This is a genomic window from Variovorax nitratireducens (assembly GCF_051216545.1).
GTDB lineage: Bacteria > Pseudomonadota > Gammaproteobacteria > Burkholderiales > Burkholderiaceae_C > Variovorax.
Window position 1 is genome coordinate 193,932 of the sequence record NZ_JBPJZO010000006.1, and the last position, 22,315, is coordinate 216,246.

Sequence of the window (22,315 nt, forward strand, 5' to 3'; positions counted from 1 at the left end):
TCGTTCGGGGAGGACACCAACTGTGCCCTCCCCCGACTCACGCCACACGGCGCTTGCCTTTGGTACTGCGAAGAGTGTGCCAATGTGCAGACCCAAGGCAGAAGCGCTCCAAGCTGTTGATTTTGCGAAGCTTTTTCTGAAAAGCGTGCGACCCCTCGGCGAATCGATTGGTTTTTTCTAGAATACTGGCTAGTACTTTATCCATCTTCAAATGAAACCCACTGTCGTCATCGGCTTCCTCGGCACGCAGCTCGACTCGGGTCGCGGCGCGGGTCGATGGGCGAAGTGGCGGCCCACGGTGTCGCTGGTTCAGCACGAAGACCAGGTCGTCTCCCGCCTGGAGCTGATCCACACACGCAACCACCTCGCGCTGGCCGAAGTGGTCAGGGCCGACATTGCGAGCGTGTCGCCGGAGACCGTGGTGAACCTGGTCGAGCTCGCCATCGCCGACCCCTGGGATTTCGGCGAGGTCTATGCGCGGCTCTACGACTGGGCGCGCGCCTACCCCTTCGACACCGAGCGCGAGCAGTACTGGACGCACATCACCACCGGCACGCACGTCGCGCAGATCTGCATGTTCCTGCTGGCCGAATCGCGCTTCATTCCCGGCGTGCTCGCGCAGACCGCACCGCCGAAGCGGCAGCGCCCGGGCGAGGCGGGCAGCGTGGCGCTGATCGACCTCGACCTGTCGCGCTACGACGTGATCGCGCGGCGCTTCGAGGCCGAGCAGCGTGATGCGGTGTCGTTCCTCAAGAGCGGCATTGCCACGCGCAACGCGCGCTTCAACACGCTCATCGACGAAATCGAGCGCGTGGCCGTGCGGTCGCGCGCGCCGATCCTGCTGGTGGGGCCGACCGGCGCCGGCAAGTCGTTTCTGGCGCGGCGCATGTTCGAGCTCAAGAAGGCGCGGCACCAGGTGACGACCGGCGCTTTTGTCGAAGTCAACTGCGCCACGCTGCGCGGAGACGGTGCGGCCTCCACGCTGTTCGGCCACAAGAAGGGCGCCTTCACCGGGGCCGCGGCCGAACGTGCCGGCCTGCTGCGCAGCGCGCACGAGGGCGTGCTGTTCCTCGACGAGATCGGCGAGCTGGGGCTGGACGAGCAGGCCATGCTGCTGAAGGCCATCGAAGAGAAGCGCTTCTTCCCGATGGGCGCCGACCGCGAGGTCACGAGCGACTTCCAGCTCATCGCGGGCAGCAACCGCGACCTGCGCCACGAGGTGGCGGCCGGGCGTTTTCGCGAAGACCTGTTTGCCCGCATCAACCTCTGGACCTACGACCTGCCCGGGCTGGCGCAGCGGCCCGAGGACATCGACCCTAACGTCGATCATTTGCTGACGCTCTACGCGAGCGAGAACAACCGCGTGGTGCGCTTCAATGCCGAGGCGCGCGCAAGGTATCTGCAGTTTGCGCAGAGCACCGACGCGCTGTGGAGCGGCAACTTTCGCGACCTTTCCGCCAGCGTGACGCGGCTCGCGACGCTGGCCGATGGTGGACGTATCACCGTGGAACTGGCCGAAGCCGAGATTGCGCGCCTGCGCTGGCTGTGGAAGCGCGCGGCGCCGCAATCCGGCGGCAGCGACGATGTCGACCTCGACGCCCTGCTCGGCCCCGAGCGCGCGGCGGCACTCGACCTATTCGACCGGCTGCAACTCGAGGCCGTCGTGCGCGTGTGTCGGCAGTCGCGCACGCTGTCGGATGCCGGCCGCCGCTTGTTCCACGCATCGCGCACCCAGCGCAGCGTGGTGAACGACGCCGACCGGCTGCGCAAGTACCTGGGCAAGCACGGGCTGCAGTGGACGCAGCTAGCCGGCGTACCCGCCTGATCACACCGCAGTGGTCTGCTGCTGGCGCGCGTCAGCCGGCGCGGCCGCGCTGCAGCCGCAAGGATTCCGCCACCAGGCACAGCTCCAGGAACAGCACCTGCGCGCCGATCTGCGCCGTGTTGGTGGTGGCGTCGTACTGGGGCGCCACCTCAACCACGTCGGCCCCCACGATCGGGCAGCCCCGCAGGCCGCGCAGGATGGCCAGCACCTCGCGCGGCGTGAGACCGCCCACCTCGGGCGTGCCGGTGCCGGGGGCGAAGCCCGGGTCGACGCCGTCGACGTCGAAACTCACGTAGATCGGCCCGTCGCCAATGACCTGGCGGGCCTGCGCGATCACGGCGTCAGTGCCCATGCGCATCACGTCCTCGGCATGCAGCACCGTCATGCCCGCGTCTTCCGAAAACTCCCACAGGTATTCGGCGCCGCCCCGGATGCCGATCTGGATGGTGCGCTCGGCGTCGAGCACGCCGTCGAGCACCGCCTGCCGGAACGGCCCGCCGTGGTGGAACTTGGAGCCTTCGTAGGCGCCGCCGGTGTCGCAATGCGCGTCGATGTGCACCAGGCCCACCGGCTGCTTCCGGCCCAGCGCGCGCAGGATCGACAGCGTGATCGAATGGTCGCCGCCCACGGCCAGCGGGATCACGCCGGCATCCACGACGCCATTGAAGTACTGCTCGATATCCTCGTGACAGCTCTCGAGGCTGAAGCGGCTGCGAAACGGCACGTCGCCCACATCAGCCACCTTCAGCATGGTCATCGGCGCGATCTTCAGCGCATGCTCGATCGGGCCGATGCGCTCCACGCCGCGCACCGCGCGCGGGCCGAGGCGCGCACCGGCGCGGTTGGTCACGCCCAGATCCATCGGCACGCCGATCAGTGCGCAATCGAGCCCGCCGAAGCCGGCCTGTGTGTGGGCGTCGGGCCGATAGTCGGTGCCAAGAAAGGTGGCGGCGCCGGAGAACGGCCACTTGCGGCGATCGCCCTCGGAAAACTGCTGGTCGGCGACGGCGCGGAACACCGGGTCGTCGCTCTCGCCGCCGCCGGCGTTCTCGTATTTCCTGCGCAGGGCTTCCAGTCGCTCGGGCGTGGTCATTGCGTCATTGGCCCTTGTTCAGCACGAACTCGGGCAGCGCGTTCTGCGGCAGGCTGTATTTGGTGAGCAGCGCGGCGTAGGTGCCGTTCTTGCGCAGCGCGTCGAGCGCGGCCTTGACCGCGTCGCGCGTGGCGGTGTCGCTCTTGGCGAACGGGATGCCAGCCAGGTTCTCGGCGAAAGCCTCGCCCAGGATCACGTAGGCGTTCGGCTCCACCTTCTGGAAGTACGGCAGCGTCTCGTTGCCCTGCACCGCGGCGTCGAGCCGGCCGGTCTTGAGCTGTGCGCGCGCGTCGACCGAACCTTCGGTACCGCTGACCGCAATGGCCGCCTTGCCCTTGCCTTCGCAGTTGGCCTTGCTCCACTCGGCGATCTGCACCGGCCAGTTGGTCGAGCGGCTCGCGCCCACCTTCTTGCCGCACAGGTCGGCCGGCGCCTTGATGCCGGCGGCCGCGCCGGCCGGCGAGGTGTAGAACTGCGGGCCGGTGCGCAGGTAGTCGACGAAGTCGACCGTCTCGCGCCGCGCCGGCAGGTCGCTCATGCCGGCCATGACCATGTCGACGCGGCCGGTGGTGAGTGAAGGCAGCATCTGCGCGAAGCCGATCTCCTGCCATTCCGCCGGCACGCCGAGTTCCTTGGCGATGGCTTCGCCGAGTTCGATGTCGAAGCCCATGAGCTTGTTCGTCGCCGGATCCTTGTAAGCGATCGGCGGGTAATTGGGCTGCGTGGCGATGACGAGCTTGCCGGCCTTCTTGATGCGCGCCGGTGTTTCGACGGCGAACGCCGATGTGGCGACAACGCCAGCCAGTGCGAGCGCGGCGGGCAGTGCGTGTGACAGCTTCTTCATGGTGGCAACTCCAGGTGGGTAGAAAGAGGGAGACAAGGCGGCGGTGCTCACTTGATCACCGCCGATATGAAATCGCGCGTGCGCGGATGCTGCGGCGCCGTGAGCACATCGGCGGCCAGACCCTGCTCGACGACCGCACCGGCGTCCATGAACACCACGCGATCGGCCACCTCGCGGGCGAAGCCCAGCTCGTGCGTCACGACCACCATGGTCATGCCGCTGGCGGCGAGGTCGCGCATCACGGCCAGCACCTCGCCGACCAGCTCGGGGTCGAGCGCCGAAGTGGGCTCGTCGAACAGCATGAGTTGCGGCGCCATGGCGAGTGCGCGCGCGATCGCCACGCGCTGCTGCTGGCCACCCGACAGTTCGCTCGGGTAGTGGTTCTGCCGATCGGCCAGCCCCACCCGGCCGAGCAGCTCGCGCGCCTCGCGGATCGCGTCTTCACGCGGACGGCGCTGCACCGTGACCGGGCCCTCGATGACGTTCTGCAGCACGGTCATGTGGGCGAACAGGTTGAAGCGCTGGAACACCATGCCGACCTTGCCGCGCTGCGCAGCGATCTGCGCGTCGTCCAGCGGGTGCAGGGTCTGGCCCACGATGCGGTGGCCTGTGAGCTCGCCGTCGACCCAGATTGCGCCGGCGTCGATGCTGTCGAGCTGGTTGATGCAGCGCAGCAGCGTGCTCTTGCCAGACCCCGAGGGCCCGATGATGCAGAGCACCTCCCCGGCGCGCACTTCGAGGTCGATGTCGCGCAGCGCGTGGTAGCTGCCGAAGTGCTTGTTGACGGCCGCGATGCGAACCATGGGACGAACCATGGGAGATGCGGTGGCGCCGTTCATGCGCCGGCTCCTTCGACCTTGGGCGCAGCGGCGGCGCCAGGTGCCACCGCGATCTGCCGCCGCACCTGGCCCTTGGCAAAGTGGCGCTCCAACACCATCTGCCCAAGGCTCAGCACGGTGACCACGCTGAGGTACCAGAAGCTCGCCACGAGCAGCAGCTCGATCACCAGGCCGTTGGCGTAGTAGACGGTCTGGGCGTTGCGCAGGATGTCGGGGTACTGGATCACGCTGGCCATCGAGGTCAGCTTGACCATGCTGACCACCTCGTTGCCGATCGGCGGGATGATCACGCGCATGGCCTGCGGCAGCACGATGCGGCGCAGCGTGGTGAGGCGCGTCATGCCGATCGCCTTGGCCGCCTCGGTCTGCCCGAGGTCGATCGAGAGGATGCCGCCGCGCACCACCTCAGCCGTGTAGGCGCCCTGGTTCAGACCCAGGCCCAGCAAGGTGGCGACGAACGGCGTCATCACGTCGACCGTGCGCCACGACAGGCCCGGAATGCCCGGAATCCCCAGTGTCGGGAACACCAGCGCGAGGTTGAACCACAGCAGCAACTGCAACAGCAACGGCGTGCCGCGGAAGATCCAGATGTAGAACTCCGCCACGCCGCGCAGCACCGGGTTGGGCGACATCTTCATCACCGCGAACAGCACGCCGCTGCCGATGCCCAGCAGCATCGCCAGCACCGTCATGACCAGCGTGAAGCCCAGGCCTGTGAGGATGGACTGCGCCGTGAGGAAGCGGCCCACCACCGCCCAATTGATCTGCCCGAGCGCAAAGGCGCGCACCACCAGGCCCAGCAGCAGCACGATCGCGGCGGCGGCGAGCCAGCGGCCGATGTGATGGCGCCGCACGCGCGGCAGGGTCGATGCGTCGAGCGTCGTCATGGTGCGTTCTCCGGTGCGCTGCTGTGGCTGCCGCCCTCGGCCCAATGCCGCTGCGCCGCGACCTTGGCCTGCAGCCGTGCCAGTTGTTCGGCCACGCGTCCGGGGGCTGTGCCGCCCCAGGCGCTGCGTGCGGCCACTGCGCGTTCCAGCGAGATGTGCGGCAGCAGTTCGGGCGTGAGGCGCGCGTCGATCGCGGCCAGGTCGTCGGCCGTGAGCGCTTCGAGTTCCATGCCGCGTCGCTCGCAGTACAGAACGGCGGCGCCGGCCACTTCGTGCGCGCTCGCGAACGGCGTGCCCTGGCGCGCGAGCCAGTCGGCGATTTCGGTGGCGAGCGTGAACCCTTCGCCGGCCTGGCTGCGCATGCGCGCTGTGTCGGCGCGCCAGGTGCGCACCATGCCTGCCATCGCGGGCAGGCACAGGGTGAGGCCGTCGATGCTGTCGAACACCGCGTGCTTGTCGGCGAAGAGGTCGCGGTTGTACGCCAGCGGCAGCGACTTGCAGGTGGCGAGCAGACCGGTGAGGTTGCCGATGAGCCGGCCCGAGATGCCGCGCGTGAGCTCGGCGATGTCCGGATTTTTCTTCTGCGGCATGATCGAAGAGCCGGTCGAGAAGCCGTCGTCCAGCTTGAGCCAGCCGAACTGCCGGCTGCACCAGAGGCAGATTTCCTCGCACAGGCGCGACAGGTCGACGCCGATCTGCGCCGCGACGAACAGGAACTCGTTGACGTGATCGCGGCTGGCCACCGCGTCGATCGAGTTGTCGCAGGCGCCGAGGTAGCCCATCTCCTGCGCCGCGAGTTCCGGGTGCATCGCGATGGCCGAGCCGGCCAGCGCGGCCGCGCCAAGCGGCGAGCGGGCCGAGCGCCAATCCCAGTCGTGCAGCCGGTCCACGTCGCGGCTCAGCGCCTGCGCATGGGCGAGCAGCTGGTGGCCCCAGACGATCGGCTGCGCCGGCTGCAGGTGGGTGAAGCCCGGCGCCAGCGTGGTCTTGTGCAGGTCGGCCTGGGCCATCAGTGCGTTCACCACATCGAGCACCATCGCGCCGAGGCCGCGCGCCTGCTCACGCAGGTACAGGCGCAGGTCGTTGGCCGTCTGGTCGTTGCGCGAGCGGCCGGCGCGCAGCTTGCCGCCGAGCGCGCCGAGGCGCTCGGTCAACAGGCGCTCGATGAAGGTGTGCACATCCTCGTCGCGCGGCTGCGGCTGGGAGCGGCCGGTGGCGATATCGGCCTCGACCTCGTCCAGCGCCGACAGCATGCGCACCGTTTCGCCGGCATCGAGCAGGCCGGCGCGCTCCAGTTCACGGGCATGGGCGCGGCAGCCGCGCAGATCTTGCGGCGCGAGGCGGAAGTAGGACGGCGGCGAGGTCGACAGGCGCATCAGCGCCGCATCGGGGCCGCTTTCAAAGCGGCCGCCCCAGAGCAGGCCGCCCTCGGGCGCAGGGCTGGCGGCAGTCATCGGGGGGTTGCCGGCGAGCCGGTGTGGCGTGCATATTGCATCGGCGTATTGGACGGGCAGCCCCGCGGCCGCACAATCCATTAAATCTCATCGACCCATGACCACCACTCATGCGCCCGGCGCAAACGGGCCCGATGCCGTCTCGCCGAGCCGGCTGCTGCCGCCCCTGGCGGCGCTGCGCTGCTTTGCGGTGGCGGCGCGCACCGGCAGCTTCACGCGGGCGGCCGAAGAGTTGTGCGTCACCCAGGGTGCGGTCAGCCGGCAGGTGCTGCAACTGGAGGAGTTCTACGGCCAGGCGCTGTTCCTGCGCCAGGCGCGCGGGCTGGTGCTGACCGACGCCGGCCGGCTGCTGGCCAGCACGGCCCGCTCCGCGCTCGACCAGATCGCCCAGACCACGCGCGTGCTGCGGCGCCGCATGGAGGCGCCCGAACTGCGCTTCATGGTGCCCACCTGCGCCATGTTGTGGGCCATGCCGCTGCTGATGCGCTTCCAGGGCCGGCACCCCGGGTTCCGCATCGCGGTCAGTACCACGATGTCGCATCACCTGGACGATGATCGCTTCGACGCCGGCATCGTGTACGACCGGCTCGACGCCCCCGCTCCGCACCAGCGGCTGCTGTTCGCCGAGCGCCTCACGCCGGTGTGCTCGCCCCGCCTCACCCATGGCGCTCAGGCGCTGCGGCGGCCGAAGGATCTGGCGCGCAGCGTGCTGCTGCATGCGCGCACCGACCACGAAGACTGGCGCCAGTGGCTCGAGGCCGCGCAACTGCACGAGATCGATCCCGCCCTGGGACTGGACTTCCAGACGCTCGACCTGTCGAACTCCGCGGCCGCTGAAGGCTACGGTGTCGCGCTGGGGGATCGCGTGATCGGGCAACCCGCAATCGACAGCGGCCGGCTCTGCGCGCCGTTCGATTTCGAGGTCACGACCGGCCACGGCTACTTCCTGCGCTGGCAAGAGGCCCATGCCGAACGCGCCGAGATCGCGCACCTGGCCGAGTTGTTCGGCGACGCGTTGCGCGAGCAGCTGGACGGCGCCGCGCCGCAGGCCTCGCTGCTGCGCAAAGACTGACCGGCACGGCACGGGCCGGCGCGCCATACTCGGCCGCCATGAAAACCTTCGATGCCGCCGCCACGCGCGCCGCACTGACCTTCGAGCGCCTGGTGCCCGCTTTGCGCGAGGCCTTTGCCGGCGATGTCACCGTGCCGCCGCGCCATGTGCACAGCATCGGCCACGGCGCAGAGCGCGGCACGGTGCTGATCATGCCGGCATGGAGCGATGCGGGCTACCTGGGCATAAAGACCATCAACATCTTTCCGGGCAACAGCGCCCGTGGCCTCCCCGGCCTGCACGCGACCTACGTGCTCTACGACGCCCACACCGGCGTGCCGCTGGCGCAGATGGACGGCAACGAGATCACGGCGCACCGCACGGCGGCAGCGGCGGCGCTCGGTGCATCTTTTCTGGCACGCGACGACGCGGCCAATCTGCTGGTGCTCGGCACCGGCCGCGTCGCGAAGCTGCTGCCGGCCGCACACGCGAGCGTGCGCCCGATCCGCGAGGTGCATGTGTGGAATCACCGGCCCGAAGGCGCGCGGGCGCTGGCGGCCGAATGGCGTGCCGTCGGCTGGAACGCGCATGCGGTGGCCGACCAGCCCGACGCCTTGGCGCTGGCCGTGCGCGCCGCCGACATCGTGAGCTGTGCCACCCTGGCCACCGCACCGCTGGTGCGCGGCGAGTGGCTCACGCCGGGCACGCACCTCGACCTGATCGGCAGCTTCACACCCGCCATGAAGGAGGCCGACCCGGCCTGCTTCGGCCACGGCGTGCGCGTTTTCGTCGACACCGACGAGGCGCTGCTGAAGGCGGGCGACCTGCTCGACGCAATCGCAGCCGGCACGCTGGCCGCCACGGATCTCCAGGCGACACTGGCGCAGTTGTGCCGCGGCGAGCGCGGGGGCCGCTCTTCCGGCGATGAACGCACGGTGTTCAAGGCCGTGGGGACGGCGCTGGAAGACCTGACGGCGGCGACGCTGGTGTGGCGCAGCGCAGACTGTCAAGGGTTGGCATGAAGCTTGCGCCGTGCCAGCATCGCGGCGAGTGAAACACACGCAACCATGGCCAGCTTGATCTTGTCGATGGAAGGCCGGGTCGTCCGGATCGTGCGCCTTCGCGAGGGCGAGACACTGGTCGGCCGCAGCCCGCGCAACCACCTGGTGCTGGAGCGAGCCACCGTCAGCGCTTTTCACGCGATGTTCGTCTCACGGGCAGACGTGGTGGCCGTTCGCGATCTGCACAGCACGAACGGCACCACGGTGAACGGGGAGCCGGTGGCGGCGACCTATCTGCTGCATGGCGATCTCGTTCGCATCGCCGATGTGGAGATGCAGTTCGCCCGGAAAAATCTCTACAACGCTGAAGACCTGCCGGAACTGCCGAGCCTTCCTGCGGATTCACTGCCGGCCAGCGCTGCAACGGTTGCGGGCGCGCTCGAGTCCGCGCCGTTGTCGCGCAGTGCGCAGGGCAACCGGATCGGTGGCCCGGCCGGCGCCCAGTGGTTCGGAGACGGCGTCGCCTTCACGCTGGCGGCGCGCGGGCGGGAGATTCCGGCGTACATCACCGCCGACGCGCTGCATTCACACTTCGCAGTAAAAATCGACGGCCCGGACGGCCCTGCCCGAGCCGTCGCGGCCTACGAGGAACATCACGTGGCGATCAACGTGGTGGCCTGGGCGCGCTTTGCCGAGACCGAGCGCGAGCCAATCTGGGTCCGTACCGCCGATTTCGAGATGTGAACGAGCCGGGCCGCTCAGACGCGCTCGAGGATCACAGCAATGCCCTGCCCCACGCCAATGCACATCGTGCACAGCGCGTAGCGCCCGCCCTGCTTGTGCAGCTGGTTCACAGCCGTGGTCGCCAGGCGTGCACCGCTGGCACCGAGCGGATGGCCGAGCGCGATGGCGCCGCCGTTGATGTTGACGCGCGCGTCGTCGTCCTTCAGGCCCAGCATGCGCAGCACCGCGAGGCCCTGCGCCGCGAAAGCTTCGTTGAGTTCGATCACGTCGATCTGGTCGAGCGAAATGCCGGTGAGCGCCAGCACCTTCAGCGTCGCCGGCGCCGGGCCGATGCCCATCACGCGCGGTGCCACGCCGGCGGTGGCCATGCCGACCACGCGGGCGCGCGGGGTCAGCCCGTACTTGGCCGCGCTGGCTTCGTCGGCCAGCAGCAGCGCGCAGGCGCCGTCGTTCACGCCGCTGGCATTGCCGGCCGTCACGCTACCGTCGGGCCGCACCACGCCTTTGAGCTTGGCGAGCGCTTCGAGGGTGGTGTCGCGCGGATGCTCGTCCTTGCCGACAACGATGGCATCGCCCTTCTTCTGCGGCACGGTCACGGGCGTGATCTCGGCATCGAAAAAACCAGACTTCTGCGAGGCCACGGCGCGTTGCTGCGAGGCGAGTGCCATGCGGTCTTGCGCTTCGCGCTCGATCTTGTGGTCGGTGGCCACGTTCTCGGCGGTCTCGGGCATCGAGTCGACGCCGTAGAGTTCCTTCATCTTCTTGTTGACGAAGCGCCAGCCGATGGTGGTGTCGTACACCGCGTTGGCGCGGCTGAAGGCCGACTCGGCCTTGGGCATCACGAATGGCGCGCGGCTCATGCTCTCGACGCCGCCGGCGATCATCAAACCCGCCTCGCCGGCCTTGATGGCGCGCGCGGCCGTGCCCACCGCGTCCAGCCCCGAGCCGCACAGGCGGTTGACGGTCGAGCCGCCGAGTTCGAGCGGCAGGCCGGCCAGCAGCGCCGACATGCGCGCCACGTTGCGGTTGTCTTCGCCGGCCTGGTTGGCGCAGCCGTAGATCACGTCGCTGACGGCCTGCCAGTCGACCTTGGGGTTGCGCGCCATCAGCGCCTTGAGCGGCACGGCGCCCAGGTCGTCGGTGCGGACGCTGCTGAGCGCGCCGCCGTAGCGGCCGAAGGGGGTGCGGATGGCGTCGCAGATAAAGGCTTGGTTGGTCATGTGTTGTCTCGTGTGGAAGTTGGTCAGGCGGCGATCGGCAGGCCCACGAGCCTTTCGAGCTCGGCGTGATCGAGGCCATCGACCTTGTCGACCAGCCTGAGCCCGTCGGGCGTGCACTCCAGCGTAGCGAGGTCGGAGTACACGCGCTTGACACAGCCGATGCCGGTCAGCGGATAGGTGCATTGCTTGACCAGCTTGCTCACGCCCTGCTTGGTCAGCAGATCCATCATCACCCAGGTCTGCTTGGCGCCGATGGCAAGGTCCATCGCGCCGCCGACGGCCGGGATCGCGTCTTTCTCGCCGGTGTGCCAGTTGGCAAGGTCGCCGGTGGCCGACACCTGGAACGCACCGAGCACGCAGATGTCGAGGTGGCCGCCGCGCATCATCGCGAAGCTGTCGGCATGGTGGAAGAACGAGCCACCCGGCAGCAGGGTGACCGGCTGCTTGCCGGCGTTGATGAGGTCGTAGTCTTCCTCGCCCGCGGCCGGCGCCGGGCCCATGCCGAGGATGCCGTTCTCGCTTTGCAGGATGACCTCGCGGCCGGCCGGCAGATGGTTGGCCACCAGCGTTGGCTGGCCGATGCCGAGGTTGACGACGGCGCCGTCGAAGATGTCCTCTGCGACGCGCGCGGCGAGCTGGTCCTTGGTGCGGCGTTGGTAAGTGACTGTTGTCATGACTGCACTCCGAATGCGGGCGAGATCAATTCCAGGAACACCGCGGAACCGGCTTTGCCGGGCCGCAGGTGTTGCCCCCGGCAGGGGGTTGGCGTAGCGACACGAAGTGCGCGAAGACTGGGGGCGAGCTTCATCATGCTGCCTTCTTGAAGCCACCGGCTTGCGTGGCGACGCGGTCGATCTGGACGACCTGGTGCACGAAGATGCCCGGGGTCACGATGGTTTCAGGGTCGAGCGTGCCGAGTTCGGCGATCTCGTGCACGGTCGCGATGGTCTTCTTCGCGGCCATGGCCATCACCGGGCCGAAGTTGCGCGCGGCCTTGCGGTAGACCAGGTTGCCCCAGCGGTCGCCGCGCTCTGCCTTGATGAGCGCCACGTCGCCATGGATCGGGTACTCGAGCACGTAGTGCACGCCGCCGATGACGCGCGTTTCGCGGTCGCCCGAGAGCTGCGTGCCGTAGCCCGTGGGGCAGAAGAAGCCGCCGATGCCGGCACCCGCGGCGCGGATGCGCTCGGCCAGGTTGCCCTGCGGCACCAGTTCGAGCTCGAGCTTGCCGGCACGGTAGAGGCCGTCGAACACCTGGCTGTCGGCCTGGCGCGGAAAGCTGCAGATGATCTTGCGCACGCGCCCGGCCTTCAACAGGGCGGCCAGGCCAACTTCGGCGTTGCCGGCGTTGTTGTTGACGACCGTGAGGTCTTTGGCGCCCTGCTCGATCAGGCCGTCGATCAGTTCATTGGGAATGCCGGCGGTGCCGAAGCCGCCGATCAGCACGGTCGAGCCGTCCTGGATGTCGGCCATGGCATCGGCGACCGAGCGCGCGATCTTGTCGATCATGGGGTTTGTCTCCTGCGGGATTGAGGATGGAGGGAAATCACCGAACAAATCGCTGCGCCATTTTTGTTTGCGCTTTGTTCGTCTCATGTTCGTAGAGCGAACGTTTGTTCTTATAATGAATTCTAGGAGATTCGACGCGCCATGGCAACCACCCCCCAACCGAGCCCCACCGCCGAGGCACCTCCCCGCCCCGGCGACAGCTACGTGCAGTCGTTCGCGCGCGGCCTCGAGGTGATCCGGTCGTTCAGCGCCCAGGCCCCGCGACAGACGCTCAGCCAGGTCGCCGCGGCGAGCGGCCTCACACGCGCCGGTGCGCGCCGCATCCTGCTGACGCTGCAGACCCTCGGCTATGTGGAAACCGACGGCAAGCTGTTCAGCCTGACACCGCGCATCCTCGACCTCGGCTTTGCCTACCTGTCGTCGATGCCGATCTGGAATCGCGCCGAGCCGGTGATGGAGGCGCTGGTGCAGCAAGTGCAGGAGTCGTGCTCGGCCGCGGTGCTCGACGCGACCGACATCGTCTACGTGATGCGCGTGCCCACCCACAAGATCATGAGCATCACCCTCGGCGTGGGGTCGCGGCTGCCGGCGTATTGCACCTCGATGGGCCGGCTGCTGCTGGCGGGCCTGGACGAAATCGACCTGCGCGCGCGGCTGGCCGCCTCCGCGCCCGAAGCGCTGACCAAGCACACGGTGACCGACATCGATGCCCTGCTCTCGAAGATCGCGCAGGCGCGCCGCCAGCGCTGGTGCCTGGTCAACCAGGAGCTGGAAGAAGGGCTAATCTCGATTGCCGCACCGGTCGTCAACCGCGCCGGCCGCACCGTGGCCGCGCTCAACATCAGCGGGCAGGCCAACCGCACCAGCGCCAAGGTGATGCAGGAGACGATGCTTCCGGCGCTGCTGGCGGCGGCGCAGAAGATTTCGGGAATGCTGTGAACCAGATCCTGCAAGTAGAGGGCCTGCGCTTCGCGTACCCCGGGCAGCCACCGCTGGCCGACGGCTGGTCGGCGCGCATCGGCGCCGGCGTCACCCTGCTGCACGGCGACACGGGCAGCGGCAAGTCGACATTGCTGCGGATTCTGGCCGGCGTGCTGCCTGCGAGCGGCCGGCTCATGCTGGCCGGCACGCGCCTCGACGCCGCACCGGACGCCTACCGCCGCAACGTTTTCTTCTGCGACCCGGCCACCGAGCAATTCGACGAGATGACCGTGCACGCATGCACGGCAGCGCTGCGTGGCGATGACCCCCGCTTCGACGACGCCCTCTGGCGCGCGCTGGTTGAAGGCTTCGCCCTGGCGCCGCACATCGACAAAAAGCTGTACATGCTCTCGACCGGTTCGAGGCGCAAGGTCTATCTCGCCGCAGCCCTCGCATCGGGCCGCGCCTTGACCCTGCTCGACGAGCCGGCCGGCGCGCTCGATGCGGCGTCGATCCGCTGCCTGTGGCGCACGCTGGGCGGCTTCGGGGCCGCCGAGCAGCCTGGACGCGCCATCGTCGTTGCCGGCAGCGAGGCGATCGACGCGGTGCCGCTCGCGGCCACGATTGGATTGCCGCCGCGTTGACGGCGCTGGCCGTGGGCGCCCTCAGGCCTTGGCATCCTGTTGCATTTCGACCAGCGCACGCAACCCCGCCAGATAGGACTGCGGGCCGAGGCCCTGGATCGTCCCCTTGACCGCCGGCGAGATGATCGAATGCGCGCGCCACGCCTCGCGCGCGGCGATGTTCGACATGTGGATCTCCAGCGTCGGGAATGGCATGGCCTTGATCGCGTCGTGCAGCGGCACGCCGTGCTGCGTCAGGCCGGCCGGGTTGACCAGCGCGCCCTGGGCCGCGTCGATGTTGCTGTGCAGGAAGTCGATCAGGTCGCCTTCGTGGTTGGACTGGATCGTGTCGAGCGTGACGCCCAGTTCCGCAGCCAGCCTGGCGAGCCGCGCGTTGATTTCCGCCAGCGTGGTGTGGCCGTAGATGTGCGGCTCCCGGCGGCCGAAAAGATTCAGGTTGGGCCCGTGGAGAACGAGGATTTTCATGGTCGGCTTCGGTTCGCCGCTCATTTGCGGATGCGGGCCAGTTCGTCGTTGTAGAGCTTGACGACGGCCGGGTCGTAGCTCGCCGAGAAGCGCTCGATCACCGGCTTGGCGATCTGGCGCATGCGGGCCTGCTCGGCCGGCGCCACCTCGTTGAACTGCATGCCCTTGGTCTGCAACTCGCCGACCGCCTTCTGGGCCGCGGCCCGGCTGACCTGCCGCTGGTAGCCGCGCGCTTCGTTGGCCGATTCGCGCATCCACTTCTGTTCGGTGGGCGTGAGCTGATCCCAGAACTTCTTGCTGACCAGCATGATGTTGGCCGCGTAGACGTGGTTCGTGGCGCTCAGGAACTTCTGCACCTCGAAGAACTTGTTCGACTGGATCACGGCGAACGGATTTTCCTGGCCGTCCACGGCTTTCGCTTCGAGCGCGCCGTAGAGCTCGGCGAACGGCATCGGCACCGGATTGGCCTTGAAGGCCTTGAAGGTTTCCAGGAACACCGGGTTCGGAATCACGCGGATCTTGAGCCCGTCCAGATCCTCGGCCTTGGTGATCGGCCGCTTGCTGTTGGTGACGTTGCGGAAGCCGAGATCCCAGTAGCCCAGGGCGACCAGGCCCTTCTCGGGCAACTTGGCAAGCAGCGTCTGGCCGAGCGGGCCGTCAAGCAGCGCGTCGGCCTGCGCGAAGGTGCTGACCGAGAACGGGAAGTCGAGCAGGCCGAACTCCTTGACGATGCCGGCCAGCGAGGTGGTGGCAGGCGCCGACATCTGCTGCACGCCACCCTGCAACGCGGACTGCTGCTGCATCTCGTTGCCGAGCTGCGAGGCGGGATATTCCTGAACCTTCATCTTGCCGCCGCTCTTGGTGGCCAGCAGTTCGGCGAAGCGCTTGACGCCGAAGCTCACTGGGTGGTCCGCATTGTTGAGGTGGCCGAAGCGAATGACCCGTTCCTGGCCCTCCTGGGCCAGGGCAGCGGCCGCCAAGCCGGTGGAAATGCAGGCGACGGCCAGCAGGCGAAGCAGTGATTTCAAAGCAGTCTCCAGGAGAGTTGTGAAGGTCGCGCCATGTGTGCACGTTGCCGGGGAAGGTGCGATCTGGCGCGATCATAGTCAGTGGTGGAAAACATTTCCATATGGAAAACACTTGGCCAAATCCCTTACAGTGAAGCCTGGCAACGGTTCCGGACTGAAAGAAATGAGCGCAATCCTCGAGAGAAGCTTCAAGGTGATGGAGCATCTGGCCTTGCACCCCGAAGGGCGGCCCCTGTCGGCCGTGGCGGCTGACCTCGCCATGCCCCTGAGCGCCACGCACCGGCTGCTGACCGAGCTGATCCGTTGCGGCTATGTGCGCCAGGATCAGAGCCATGGCGACTACATGCTCACCATCAAGATGGTGTCGCTGGGGCTCAGCTTCCTGAGCAACAGCGGCATCGTGGACGTGACGCAGCCACTGCTCGACGCATTGGCCGCGCAGTCGGGCGAACTGGTCCGGCTGGCCGTGGTCGATGGCGACGAGCTGACCTTCGTGGCCAAGGCCCAGGGCGCCAGAACGGGTTTGCGCTACGACCCCGACATGGGCCTGTCCGTCAATCTCTCGTGCAGTTCGGCCGGCCATGCCTGGCTGTCGACCATGACCGACGAGCAGGCGCTGGAACTGGTTGCACGCCAGGGCTTCGGCAACCCGAAGGACTTCGGCCCCCGGGCGCCGACGACGGTCAAGGCGCTGCTGACTTACCTGCGCGCCGCACGCAAGCGCGGCTTCAGCATGATCAACGAAGTGTTCGCGCCGGCCATGACCGCCATGGCGGCGCCGGTGCGCGCCAACAACGGCGCCGTGATCGGCGTCATCACGATCGCGGGCCCGCTGGTGCGGCTGTCGGAAGAACGCATGCTGGCGCTCGGGCCGGCGCTTCTGGCCACGGCCGACGACGCGGCGCGCGCCAGCGGCGCATCGGCGCTGTTCAAGCGCCGCGCCTGACGATGAGTCTTCTTACCGCGGGCGACGCGCAGATCTGGCTCGTCCATTGCGATGGCAGCGCCATGCCGAACCCGGGCCGCATGGGCCTCGGCGCGGTCATCGTCGCGCCCGACGGCACGAGACACACGTTGTCGCAGGCCACGGGCGAGCGCGGCTGCAACAACGAGGCAGAGCTGCGCGCGCTGATGGCTGCGCTGCGCGAGGCCCGAGCCCTCGGTGCAACGGCCGTGCGTGCCTGCAGCGACAACAGGATCCTGGTCGAGCAGCTCGGCGATGCGGCTGTCAAACCGGTCGAGCGCCTGGCGCCGCTGTTCGATGAGGCGCGCGCGTTGCTGCGGTCGTTCGACGCCGTGGCGCTGACGTGGATCCCGCGCCACCGCAACGGCGAGGCCGATGCACTGGCCCGTGCGGCGCTGGGGTTTCCGCCCAAGCGCGCGGCGACCCGCACGAAACGGCGTCGCTAGCCGGCCCGGAGCGCTTCAGGGCGCTTCGACGCCCGCCACGCACTCGATCTCGAGCAGCATGCGCGGATCGGGCAGCGCCGCCACCACGCAGGTCGTGCGTGCCGGGTACGGCGCCGGCCCGAACGCCTCGGCATAGCGCCGGTTCATCTCGGCCACGTCTTCGGCTCGGGTGAGCAGCATGTTCACCTTGACCAGCGAGCGCATCGAAGCGCCGCTGCGTGCCAGCACCTCGCGCAGCGCGGCCACGGCCTGGTCGAACTGGGCGCCGAAGTCGCCTTCGTCAATGCGCCCATCGGGGTAGTAGCCGGGCGTGCCCGAAACGAAGAGCAGATCGCCGATACGGGCAGCCGCCGAGAGCGGCGGGGTCTTGAAGCTGCCGGCGGAGGGGAGGTGTTGGACGGTCGTCATTGGGACTCCTTGCGAGTGCGTCGAGTCTAGAAGCCAGCCGCCTGGCCGTCGCGTCTGTCATTCGGGCTGGATACCGGCGTCTTTGGCGACCTGGGCCCACTTGATCATTTCGGTGCCGATGAAGTCGCCGAACTGCTGCGGCGAACCGCTGCCAGGTTCGATGCCGTTCAGATCCCCTTGGACTTGCGCCACACCTCGAAGGCCGCCTTGGTGTCCGCGTTCGGCGGATAGGTGCCGGCGAGCTTCGCGCCGCCCTCGACGCGTTCGAGCACGAAGGCTTCCATCTTTTCCTGCTCGGTGGCGTCGCGCGCCACCTCTTCGGCCAGGTGAGCCGGGATGACCACTACGCCCTCATCGTCGCCCACGATCACGTCGCCCGGGTACACCGGCACGCCGCCGCAGCCGATCGGCACATTGAGATCGATCGCGTGATGGTGGATCAGGTTGAGCGGCGCGCTGCCACCGGCGCAGTACACGGGAAAGTCCATCCGCGAGATCGGGCCGCTGTCGCGCACCGGCCCGTCGGACACCAGCCCTGCGGCGCCGCGCACCTTGAGCCGCGTCGTGAGGATCTGGCCGCCCGAAGCCACGCGTGTTTCGCCGCGGCAGTCGATCACCAGCACATAGCCCTCGGGCACGCTCTCGATGCCCTTGCGCTGTGGATGGTTCGGGTCGTCGAAGGCGCTGATCTGGTCCAGGTCTTCGCGCGCCGGAATATTGCGCATGGTGAAGGCCGGACCGACCAGGTTGCCGCCGCTCGGCCTGGTGAGCCGACCGACGCCCTGCAGGTAGACGTTACGAAAGCCGCGCTTGAAGAGCTGAGTGCACAGCGTGGCGACGCTGACATGGCGCAGCAGTTCGCGCACTTCGTTCGAAAGGGGGGAGTTGCCTTGGGTCATGTTTTCAATCTGCCTTTGCGCCGGATTTGTGCACGAGCTCGCCCCAGCGGGGGATCTCTTTCTGCATCAGTGCGGCGAGATCGGCGGGCGAGCCTGCCACCACGTCCATGCCGAGCTGGTTGGTGAGCTTTTCTTTCACTTCGGGGCTCTGGAGGATCTTCGCGATCTCTTTCGACAGCCTTTGCGCGATCGGCGCCGGCAGACCCTTGGGCGCGTACACCGCCTGCCACGACGCCATCTCGAAGCCCATGACACCGGCCTCCTGCATCGTCGGCAGCTGCGGCGCGAGCGCCATGCGTTTGGCGGTGGTCACGGCCAGCAGCTTGAGCTTGCCGGCCTGCACCAGCGGCAGTGCGGCCGTGACCTGGTCGAACATGAAAGTGACCTGGCCCGACGACACGTCGAGCATCGCGGGCGGCGTGCCCTTGTACGGAATGTGCGTGAGCTTGATGCCGATGATGTCGGCCAGCATCTCGCCGGCCAGGTGGGTCGAGGTGCCGGCACCGGACGACGCGAAGGTGCGCCGGGCCGGGTCTTTCTTCAGCAGTGCGATCAGGTCGGCGACCGAGTTCACGCCTAGCGCCGGGTCGACGATCAGCACATTCGGCAGAAAGGCCACGAGCGAGATCGGCTCGAAGTCCTTCACCGGGTCGTAGGGCAGGTTTTTGTAGAGGCTCGCGTTGATCGCATGCGTGCTGATGGTGCCGCCGAACAGCGTGTATCCGTCGGGCTTGGCCTTGGCGACATAGCCCGCGCCGACCGCGCCCGCGGCACCCGGCTTGTTGTCAATCACGACGGGCTGGCCCAGCACCTCGCCGAGCTTCTGCGCGATGACGCGGCCGATCACGTCGGTCGAGCCACCGGGCGTGAAGGGCACGACGTAGGTGATGGGCCTGGCGGGCCAGGCGTCGCCTTGCGCCATCGCAAGCAACGGGGTCGGCAGCAGCAAGGCTGCGCCGGCGCGCAGCACGGCGCGGCGATCGGGATCGGCGAATGAAGTCATGGTTTGTCTCCAGGTCAGTGAATCTCGGGCTCGTCCTCGCCGGCCTGCACTTGGGCATAGTCCGGCGCGAGAAAGTCGAAGTCGCAGCCGGTGTCGGCCTGCTGCACGTGCTTGAGGAACATCACGCCGTAGCCGCGGCCGAACTTGGGAATTGGTTTTTTCCAGTCGGCACGGCGCCGGGCGACCTCTTCTTCGCTCACTTCCATGTCGATGCGGCGCGCGTCGACGTCGAGCGTGACGAGGTCGCCATCGCGCACCAATGCGAGCGGCCCGCCCACATGCGACTCGGGCGTGACATGCAGCACGCAGGCGCCGTAGCTGGTGCCGCTCATGCGGGCGTCGCTGATGCGCACCATGTCGCGCACACCCTCCTTCAGCAGCTTCTGCGGGATCGGCAGCTGGCCCCACTCGGGCATGCCCGGCGCGCCCTGCGGGCCGGCGCTCTGCAGCACGATCACGCTGTCTTTTGTCACCGGCAGGTCGGGCGAATCGATGCGCGCGGCGAGATCGTCGTAGTTCCTGAACACCAGCGCCGGTCCAGTGTGGCGGCGCAGGTGCTGCTCCATCGCGGCCGGTTTGATCACTGCGCCGTCGGGCGCGAGGTTGCCGCGCAGCACTGCCAGGCCACCGCTTTCCAGCAGTGCATGCGCGCGCGGACGGATCACGTCGGCGTTGTAGACCTCGGCACCGGCGATGTTGTCGCCCAGCGTCTTGCCGTTGCAGGTCATCTGGCTGCCGTCGATCAGGTCGCCCATCTGGGCCAGGAAGGCACGCAGGCCGCCCGCGTAGAAAAAATCTTCCATCAGATACTTGCCGCCGGGCCGCAGGTTGGCGAGCACCGGCGTGCTGCGCGCCAGTTCGTCGAAGCGGGCCAGGTCGAGCGGCACGCCGGCACGGCGCGCCATGGCGATCAGATGCACGATCGCATTGGTCGAGCCGCCCAGGCCGAGCACCGCGGTGACGGCGTTGTCGAACGACGCGGGCGTGAGGAAGTCGAGCGGCTTCAGGTCTTCCCACACCATCTCGACGATGCGCTTGCCGGTGTGCGTAGCCATCATCGCGTGGCGCGAGTCCGGTGCCGGAATCGACGACGCGCCCGGCAGCGTCAGGCCCAGTACCTCGGCCGCGCTGGTCATGGTGCTGGCGGTGCCCATGGTCATGCAGGTCCCGGGAGAACGGGCGATGCCGTCTTCCACGTCCTGCCAGTCGTCTTCGCTGATGTTGCCGGCGCGAAGCTCGGCCCAGTACTTCCAGGTGTCGGAGCCCGAACCGAGGTAGGTGCCCTTGTAGTCGCCGCGCAGCATCGGGCCGGCGGGCACGAAGATGGTCGGCAGGTTCATGGCCAGCGCGCCCATCACAAGGCCCGGGCTGGTCTTGTCGCAGCCGCCCATTAGCACCACGCCATCGGCCGGGTAGGAGCGGATCAGCTCTTCCGCCTCCATCGCGAGCAGGTTGCGGTAGAGCATCGTGGTCGGCTTCTGGAACGCCTCGCCCAGACTCATCGCGGGAATCTCGACCGGAAAGCCCCCGGCCTGCCAGACGCCGCGCTTGACCTCCTCCACCCGCTGCTTGAAGTGGGTGTGGCAGGAGTTCATGTCGCTCCAGGTGTTGAGGATCGCGACCACCGGTTTGCCGAGGTAGTCGTCGCGGCTGAAACCCATCTGCGCCGTGCGCGAGCGGTGGCCGAAGCTGCGCAGATCCTTGACGCCGTACCAGCGGTGCGAGCGGAGGTCTTCAGGTTTTTTTCGTTCGGTCATGGCCTGTCTCGAATGGCGCTGTTTATGTTAGCGCTGTCATTCGATCATAGATGCCGAGCCCAACTCAGGTCAACCAACAAATCAGCGCGTTACAAGATCGGAAGGCAGTTCAAGATCGGAAGGCCGTTTTCCCGCGCGCGGCCCAGCCCAGAAACACCGCAGAACCGGCTCCGCCGGTCTGCCGGTGTTGCCCCCGGCAGGGGGAAGGAGAAGCGACACGCAGTGCGCGCAGCCTGGGGGCGAGCCTACTCAGGCGCTTTCGCGTTCGATGAGCGAGAAGCCGAGGTCGAGCACCTTGTGCTCGACCGGCCGCCTTTCGGCGCGGTCGACGATGAAGCGCGCGGCCTGGCGGCCGATGGCGGTGCCGTCGATGCGCACGGTGGTGATGGCCGGATGCGCGTGCCGAGCGAAGGCCAGATCGCCGAAGCCGATCACGCCGACGTCCTGCGGCACGCGCAGGCCGCGCGCCTGCGCTTCGATGATGACGCCGTGCGCCAGGGCATCGGAGCTGCAGGCCACCACGTCGGTGGCCGGGTCGGCCACGAGCAGTTCGGACAGCGCAGTGCGGCCGCTGCCCAGGGTGGTTGGCGCCGGCACGGTCTGCACCGGCACCGCGCCGCCGCCGAGCGCCAGCCAGGCCTGCTCGAAACCGCCGCGCCGCAAATTGGCGCGGTGGTCGTCGCCGGTGACGATGGCCGGCCGGCGGTAGCCCTTGCTGTGCAGGAATTGCGCCGTTGCAACGCCGGCTTTCTCGTGCGAGAAGCCGACCAGCATATCGACCGGCGTGGGCGTCAGATCCCAGGTTTCAACCACCGGAATGCCCGAGGCCAGCAGGCGGCGCCGACCCTCGGCCGAGCGCATGATGCCGGTCAGCACGATGCCGTCGGGCCGGCGTCCCACGATGGCGTCGATCAACGCGTCTTCGCGCGAGTTGTTGTAGCCGCTCTGGCCCAGCATGAGCTGATAGCCCTTGTCGGCCAGCGCTTCGGTCAGCGCCTGGATTGTTTCGAGGAACACCGGCCCGGCAATGGTCGGCACCAACGCGGCGACGAGGCGGCTGCGATTGGAAGCAAGTCCGCCAGCCAGCAGGTTGGGCACGTAGCCGGTGCGCTCGACCGCGAGCCGCACCTTCTCGCGCGTTTCAGGCGACACGAGATCGGGCGTGTTGAGCACCCGCGAAACGGTGATGGCCGACACCCCCGCGAGCTTGGACACGTCGCTCAGCGTGATGCCGCCGCTGCCCCGGCGCGCGCTGCGGCCGGGCGTGTTTTGCTGGGTCAAGAATGGACTCCGGATGGTAACGCTAACGTCTG

24 protein-coding genes are annotated in these 22,315 nt (G+C 68.1%); 8 read left to right on the plus strand and 16 right to left on the minus strand.

From position 1 onward, the window contains the following. Positions 1-211: 211 nt before the first annotated feature. Positions 212-1,825 carry an RNA repair transcriptional activator RtcR gene (rtcR, locus tag ACSFA8_RS16935; protein ID WP_435480662.1) on the plus strand — a complete coding sequence of 538 codons (1,614 nt, stop codon included), beginning with the start codon at positions 212-214 and terminating at the stop codon, positions 1,823-1,825. 31 nt (positions 1,826-1,856) lie between these two features. Here the strand turns inward: rtcR and speB are convergent, their stop codons facing one another. From speB to argH, 5 genes are read right to left on the minus strand one after another with little or no spacing between them, the layout of a single operon-like run. Further along, on the minus strand, positions 1,857-2,918 hold the full coding sequence (gene speB / locus ACSFA8_RS16940; RefSeq protein WP_435480663.1) for an agmatinase: 1,062 nt from the start codon (positions 2,916-2,918) through the stop codon (positions 1,857-1,859). Positions 2,919-2,922: 4 nt separating this feature from the next. Beyond that, positions 2,923-3,762, minus strand: a complete 840-nt coding sequence (locus ACSFA8_RS16945; RefSeq protein ID WP_435480664.1) for an ABC transporter substrate-binding protein — start codon at positions 3,760-3,762, stop codon at positions 2,923-2,925. 47 nt (positions 3,763-3,809) lie between these two features. Continuing rightward, the gene (locus ACSFA8_RS16950; protein ID WP_435480665.1) at positions 3,810-4,601 is read right to left on the minus strand and encodes an amino acid ABC transporter ATP-binding protein; all 792 of its coding nucleotides are present in this window, start codon (positions 4,599-4,601) and stop codon (positions 3,810-3,812) included. Next, positions 4,598-5,488, minus strand: a complete 891-nt coding sequence (locus ACSFA8_RS16955) for an amino acid ABC transporter permease (protein WP_435480666.1) — start codon at positions 5,486-5,488, stop codon at positions 4,598-4,600. The genes ACSFA8_RS16950 and ACSFA8_RS16955 overlap by 4 nt, the downstream gene beginning before the upstream one ends. Next, positions 5,485-6,942, minus strand: a complete 1,458-nt coding sequence (gene argH, locus ACSFA8_RS16960; RefSeq protein ID WP_435480667.1) for an argininosuccinate lyase — start codon at positions 6,940-6,942, stop codon at positions 5,485-5,487. The genes ACSFA8_RS16955 and argH overlap by 4 nt, the downstream gene beginning before the upstream one ends. 97 nt (positions 6,943-7,039) lie before the next feature. Here argH and ACSFA8_RS16965 point away from each other — a divergent pair, with 97 nt between their 5' ends. The 3 genes from ACSFA8_RS16965 to ACSFA8_RS16975 are packed head-to-tail and all read left to right on the plus strand — an operon-like array spanning position 7,040 to position 9,738. Next, entirely contained in the window at positions 7,040-8,014 is a 975-nt protein-coding gene (locus tag ACSFA8_RS16965) for a LysR substrate-binding domain-containing protein (protein ID WP_435480668.1), read from the plus strand. 38 nt (positions 8,015-8,052) lie between these two features. Beyond that, complete coding sequence (lhpI, locus tag ACSFA8_RS16970) at positions 8,053-9,015, plus strand: bifunctional Delta(1)-pyrroline-2-carboxylate/Delta(1)-piperideine-2-carboxylate reductase (protein WP_435480669.1); 963 nt, start codon at positions 8,053-8,055, stop codon at positions 9,013-9,015. A 45-nt stretch (positions 9,016-9,060) separates the two neighbouring features. After that, complete coding sequence (locus ACSFA8_RS16975; protein ID WP_435480670.1) at positions 9,061-9,738, plus strand: FHA domain-containing protein; 678 nt, start codon at positions 9,061-9,063, stop codon at positions 9,736-9,738. A 14-nt stretch (positions 9,739-9,752) separates the two neighbouring features. Here ACSFA8_RS16975 and pcaF read toward each other — a convergent pair whose 3' ends face one another. The 3 genes from pcaF to ACSFA8_RS16990 form a co-directional block, all read right to left on the minus strand. Beyond that, positions 9,753-10,958, minus strand: a complete 1,206-nt coding sequence (gene pcaF, locus ACSFA8_RS16980; protein WP_286539361.1) for a 3-oxoadipyl-CoA thiolase — start codon at positions 10,956-10,958, stop codon at positions 9,753-9,755. A 23-nt stretch (positions 10,959-10,981) separates the two neighbouring features. After that, on the minus strand, positions 10,982-11,632 hold the full coding sequence (locus tag ACSFA8_RS16985) for a 3-oxoacid CoA-transferase subunit B (RefSeq protein ID WP_435480671.1): 651 nt from the start codon (positions 11,630-11,632) through the stop codon (positions 10,982-10,984). Positions 11,633-11,765: 133 nt separating this feature from the next. Beyond that, a complete protein-coding gene (locus ACSFA8_RS16990) occupies positions 11,766-12,467 on the minus strand; it encodes a 3-oxoacid CoA-transferase subunit A (RefSeq protein WP_286539364.1) in 702 nt (233 codons plus the stop codon). A 141-nt stretch (positions 12,468-12,608) separates the two neighbouring features. Between ACSFA8_RS16990 and ACSFA8_RS16995 the strand changes: the two genes are divergently transcribed. Beyond that, positions 12,609-13,406, plus strand: coding sequence for an IclR family transcriptional regulator (locus ACSFA8_RS16995; protein WP_435480672.1), 798 nt, complete (start codon positions 12,609-12,611; stop codon positions 13,404-13,406). Continuing rightward, positions 13,403-14,032 carry an ABC transporter ATP-binding protein gene (locus ACSFA8_RS17000; RefSeq protein ID WP_435480673.1) on the plus strand — a complete coding sequence of 210 codons (630 nt, stop codon included), beginning with the start codon at positions 13,403-13,405 and terminating at the stop codon, positions 14,030-14,032. Before ACSFA8_RS16995 ends, ACSFA8_RS17000 begins: the two co-directional genes overlap by 4 nt. A gap of 21 nt (positions 14,033-14,053) precedes the next feature. Here the strand turns inward: ACSFA8_RS17000 and ACSFA8_RS17005 are convergent, their stop codons facing one another. Together ACSFA8_RS17005 and ACSFA8_RS17010 are read right to left on the minus strand one after the other, a co-directional pair. After that, the gene (locus tag ACSFA8_RS17005) at positions 14,054-14,497 is read right to left on the minus strand and encodes a type II 3-dehydroquinate dehydratase (protein WP_435480674.1); all 444 of its coding nucleotides are present in this window, start codon (positions 14,495-14,497) and stop codon (positions 14,054-14,056) included. Positions 14,498-14,517: 20 nt separating this feature from the next. Beyond that, complete coding sequence (locus ACSFA8_RS17010) at positions 14,518-15,525, minus strand: TRAP transporter substrate-binding protein (protein ID WP_435480675.1); 1,008 nt, start codon at positions 15,523-15,525, stop codon at positions 14,518-14,520. Between the two features lie 163 nt (positions 15,526-15,688). Here ACSFA8_RS17010 and ACSFA8_RS17015 point away from each other — a divergent pair, with 163 nt between their 5' ends. Further along, on the plus strand, positions 15,689-16,471 hold the full coding sequence (locus ACSFA8_RS17015) for an IclR family transcriptional regulator (protein WP_435480676.1): 783 nt from the start codon (positions 15,689-15,691) through the stop codon (positions 16,469-16,471). A gap of 2 nt (positions 16,472-16,473) precedes the next feature. Continuing rightward, positions 16,474-16,935, plus strand: coding sequence for a ribonuclease HI family protein (locus ACSFA8_RS17020; protein ID WP_435480677.1), 462 nt, complete (start codon positions 16,474-16,476; stop codon positions 16,933-16,935). Between the two features lie 15 nt (positions 16,936-16,950). Here the strand turns inward: ACSFA8_RS17020 and ACSFA8_RS17025 are convergent, their stop codons facing one another. The 6 genes from ACSFA8_RS17025 to ACSFA8_RS17050 all read right to left on the minus strand — a co-directional run bounded on the left by ACSFA8_RS17025 (position 16,951) and on the right by ACSFA8_RS17050 (position 22,283). Continuing rightward, on the minus strand, positions 16,951-17,343 hold the full coding sequence (locus tag ACSFA8_RS17025; RefSeq protein ID WP_435480678.1) for a RidA family protein: 393 nt from the start codon (positions 17,341-17,343) through the stop codon (positions 16,951-16,953). Between the two features lie 57 nt (positions 17,344-17,400). Continuing rightward, a complete protein-coding gene (locus tag ACSFA8_RS17030; RefSeq protein WP_435480679.1) occupies positions 17,401-17,535 on the minus strand; it encodes a hypothetical protein in 135 nt (44 codons plus the stop codon). Beyond that, a complete protein-coding gene (locus tag ACSFA8_RS17035) occupies positions 17,511-18,242 on the minus strand; it encodes a ribonuclease activity regulator RraA (RefSeq protein WP_435480680.1) in 732 nt (243 codons plus the stop codon). The genes ACSFA8_RS17030 and ACSFA8_RS17035 overlap by 25 nt, the downstream gene beginning before the upstream one ends. A gap of 4 nt (positions 18,243-18,246) precedes the next feature. Next, positions 18,247-19,245 (minus strand): Bug family tripartite tricarboxylate transporter substrate binding protein, encoded by a 999-nt coding sequence (locus tag ACSFA8_RS17040; protein WP_435480681.1) that lies wholly within the window; start codon positions 19,243-19,245, stop codon positions 18,247-18,249. A 14-nt stretch (positions 19,246-19,259) separates the two neighbouring features. Then, entirely contained in the window at positions 19,260-21,002 is a 1,743-nt protein-coding gene (araD, locus tag ACSFA8_RS17045; protein WP_435480682.1) for an L-arabinonate dehydratase, read from the minus strand. A gap of 249 nt (positions 21,003-21,251) precedes the next feature. Next, positions 21,252-22,283, minus strand: a complete 1,032-nt coding sequence (locus ACSFA8_RS17050; protein WP_435480683.1) for a LacI family DNA-binding transcriptional regulator — start codon at positions 22,281-22,283, stop codon at positions 21,252-21,254. Positions 22,284-22,315 lie beyond the last annotated feature (32 nt).

Excerpts from the sequence above, each read along its gene's own strand:
- ACSFA8_RS16975 (WP_435480670.1), top strand. The coding sequence starts at position 9,061 with ATGGCCAGCTTGATCTTGTCGATGGAAGGCCGGGTCGTCCGGATCGTG.
- ACSFA8_RS16965 (WP_435480668.1), top strand. The coding sequence starts at position 7,040 with ATGACCACCACTCATGCGCCCGGCGCAAACGGGCCCGATGCCGTCTCG.
- rtcR (WP_435480662.1), top strand. The coding sequence starts at position 212 with ATGAAACCCACTGTCGTCATCGGCTTCCTCGGCACGCAGCTCGACTCG.
- ACSFA8_RS17015 (WP_435480676.1), top strand. The coding sequence starts at position 15,689 with ATGAGCGCAATCCTCGAGAGAAGCTTCAAGGTGATGGAGCATCTGGCC.
- ACSFA8_RS17025 (WP_435480678.1), bottom strand. The coding sequence starts at position 17,343 with ATGACGACCGTCCAACACCTCCCCTCCGCCGGCAGCTTCAAGACCCCG.
- speB (WP_435480663.1), bottom strand. The coding sequence starts at position 2,918 with ATGACCACGCCCGAGCGACTGGAAGCCCTGCGCAGGAAATACGAGAAC.
- ACSFA8_RS17020 (WP_435480677.1), top strand. The coding sequence starts at position 16,474 with ATGAGTCTTCTTACCGCGGGCGACGCGCAGATCTGGCTCGTCCATTGC.
- argH (WP_435480667.1), bottom strand. The coding sequence starts at position 6,942 with ATGACTGCCGCCAGCCCTGCGCCCGAGGGCGGCCTGCTCTGGGGCGGC.
- ACSFA8_RS16950 (WP_435480665.1), bottom strand. The coding sequence starts at position 4,601 with ATGAACGGCGCCACCGCATCTCCCATGGTTCGTCCCATGGTTCGCATC.
- ACSFA8_RS16990 (WP_286539364.1), bottom strand. The coding sequence starts at position 12,467 with ATGATCGACAAGATCGCGCGCTCGGTCGCCGATGCCATGGCCGACATC.
- araD (WP_435480682.1), bottom strand. The coding sequence starts at position 21,002 with ATGACCGAACGAAAAAAACCTGAAGACCTCCGCTCGCACCGCTGGTAC.
- ACSFA8_RS16945 (WP_435480664.1), bottom strand. The coding sequence starts at position 3,762 with ATGAAGAAGCTGTCACACGCACTGCCCGCCGCGCTCGCACTGGCTGGC.
- ACSFA8_RS17040 (WP_435480681.1), bottom strand. The coding sequence starts at position 19,245 with ATGACTTCATTCGCCGATCCCGATCGCCGCGCCGTGCTGCGCGCCGGC.
- ACSFA8_RS16955 (WP_435480666.1), bottom strand. The coding sequence starts at position 5,488 with ATGACGACGCTCGACGCATCGACCCTGCCGCGCGTGCGGCGCCATCAC.
- ACSFA8_RS17005 (WP_435480674.1), bottom strand. The coding sequence starts at position 14,497 with ATGAAAATCCTCGTTCTCCACGGGCCCAACCTGAATCTTTTCGGCCGC.
- ACSFA8_RS16985 (WP_435480671.1), bottom strand. The coding sequence starts at position 11,632 with ATGACAACAGTCACTTACCAACGCCGCACCAAGGACCAGCTCGCCGCG.
- pcaF (WP_286539361.1), bottom strand. The coding sequence starts at position 10,958 with ATGACCAACCAAGCCTTTATCTGCGACGCCATCCGCACCCCCTTCGGC.
- ACSFA8_RS17035 (WP_435480680.1), bottom strand. The coding sequence starts at position 18,242 with ATGACCCAAGGCAACTCCCCCCTTTCGAACGAAGTGCGCGAACTGCTG.
- lhpI (WP_435480669.1), top strand. The coding sequence starts at position 8,053 with ATGAAAACCTTCGATGCCGCCGCCACGCGCGCCGCACTGACCTTCGAG.
- ACSFA8_RS16995 (WP_435480672.1), top strand. The coding sequence starts at position 12,609 with ATGGCAACCACCCCCCAACCGAGCCCCACCGCCGAGGCACCTCCCCGC.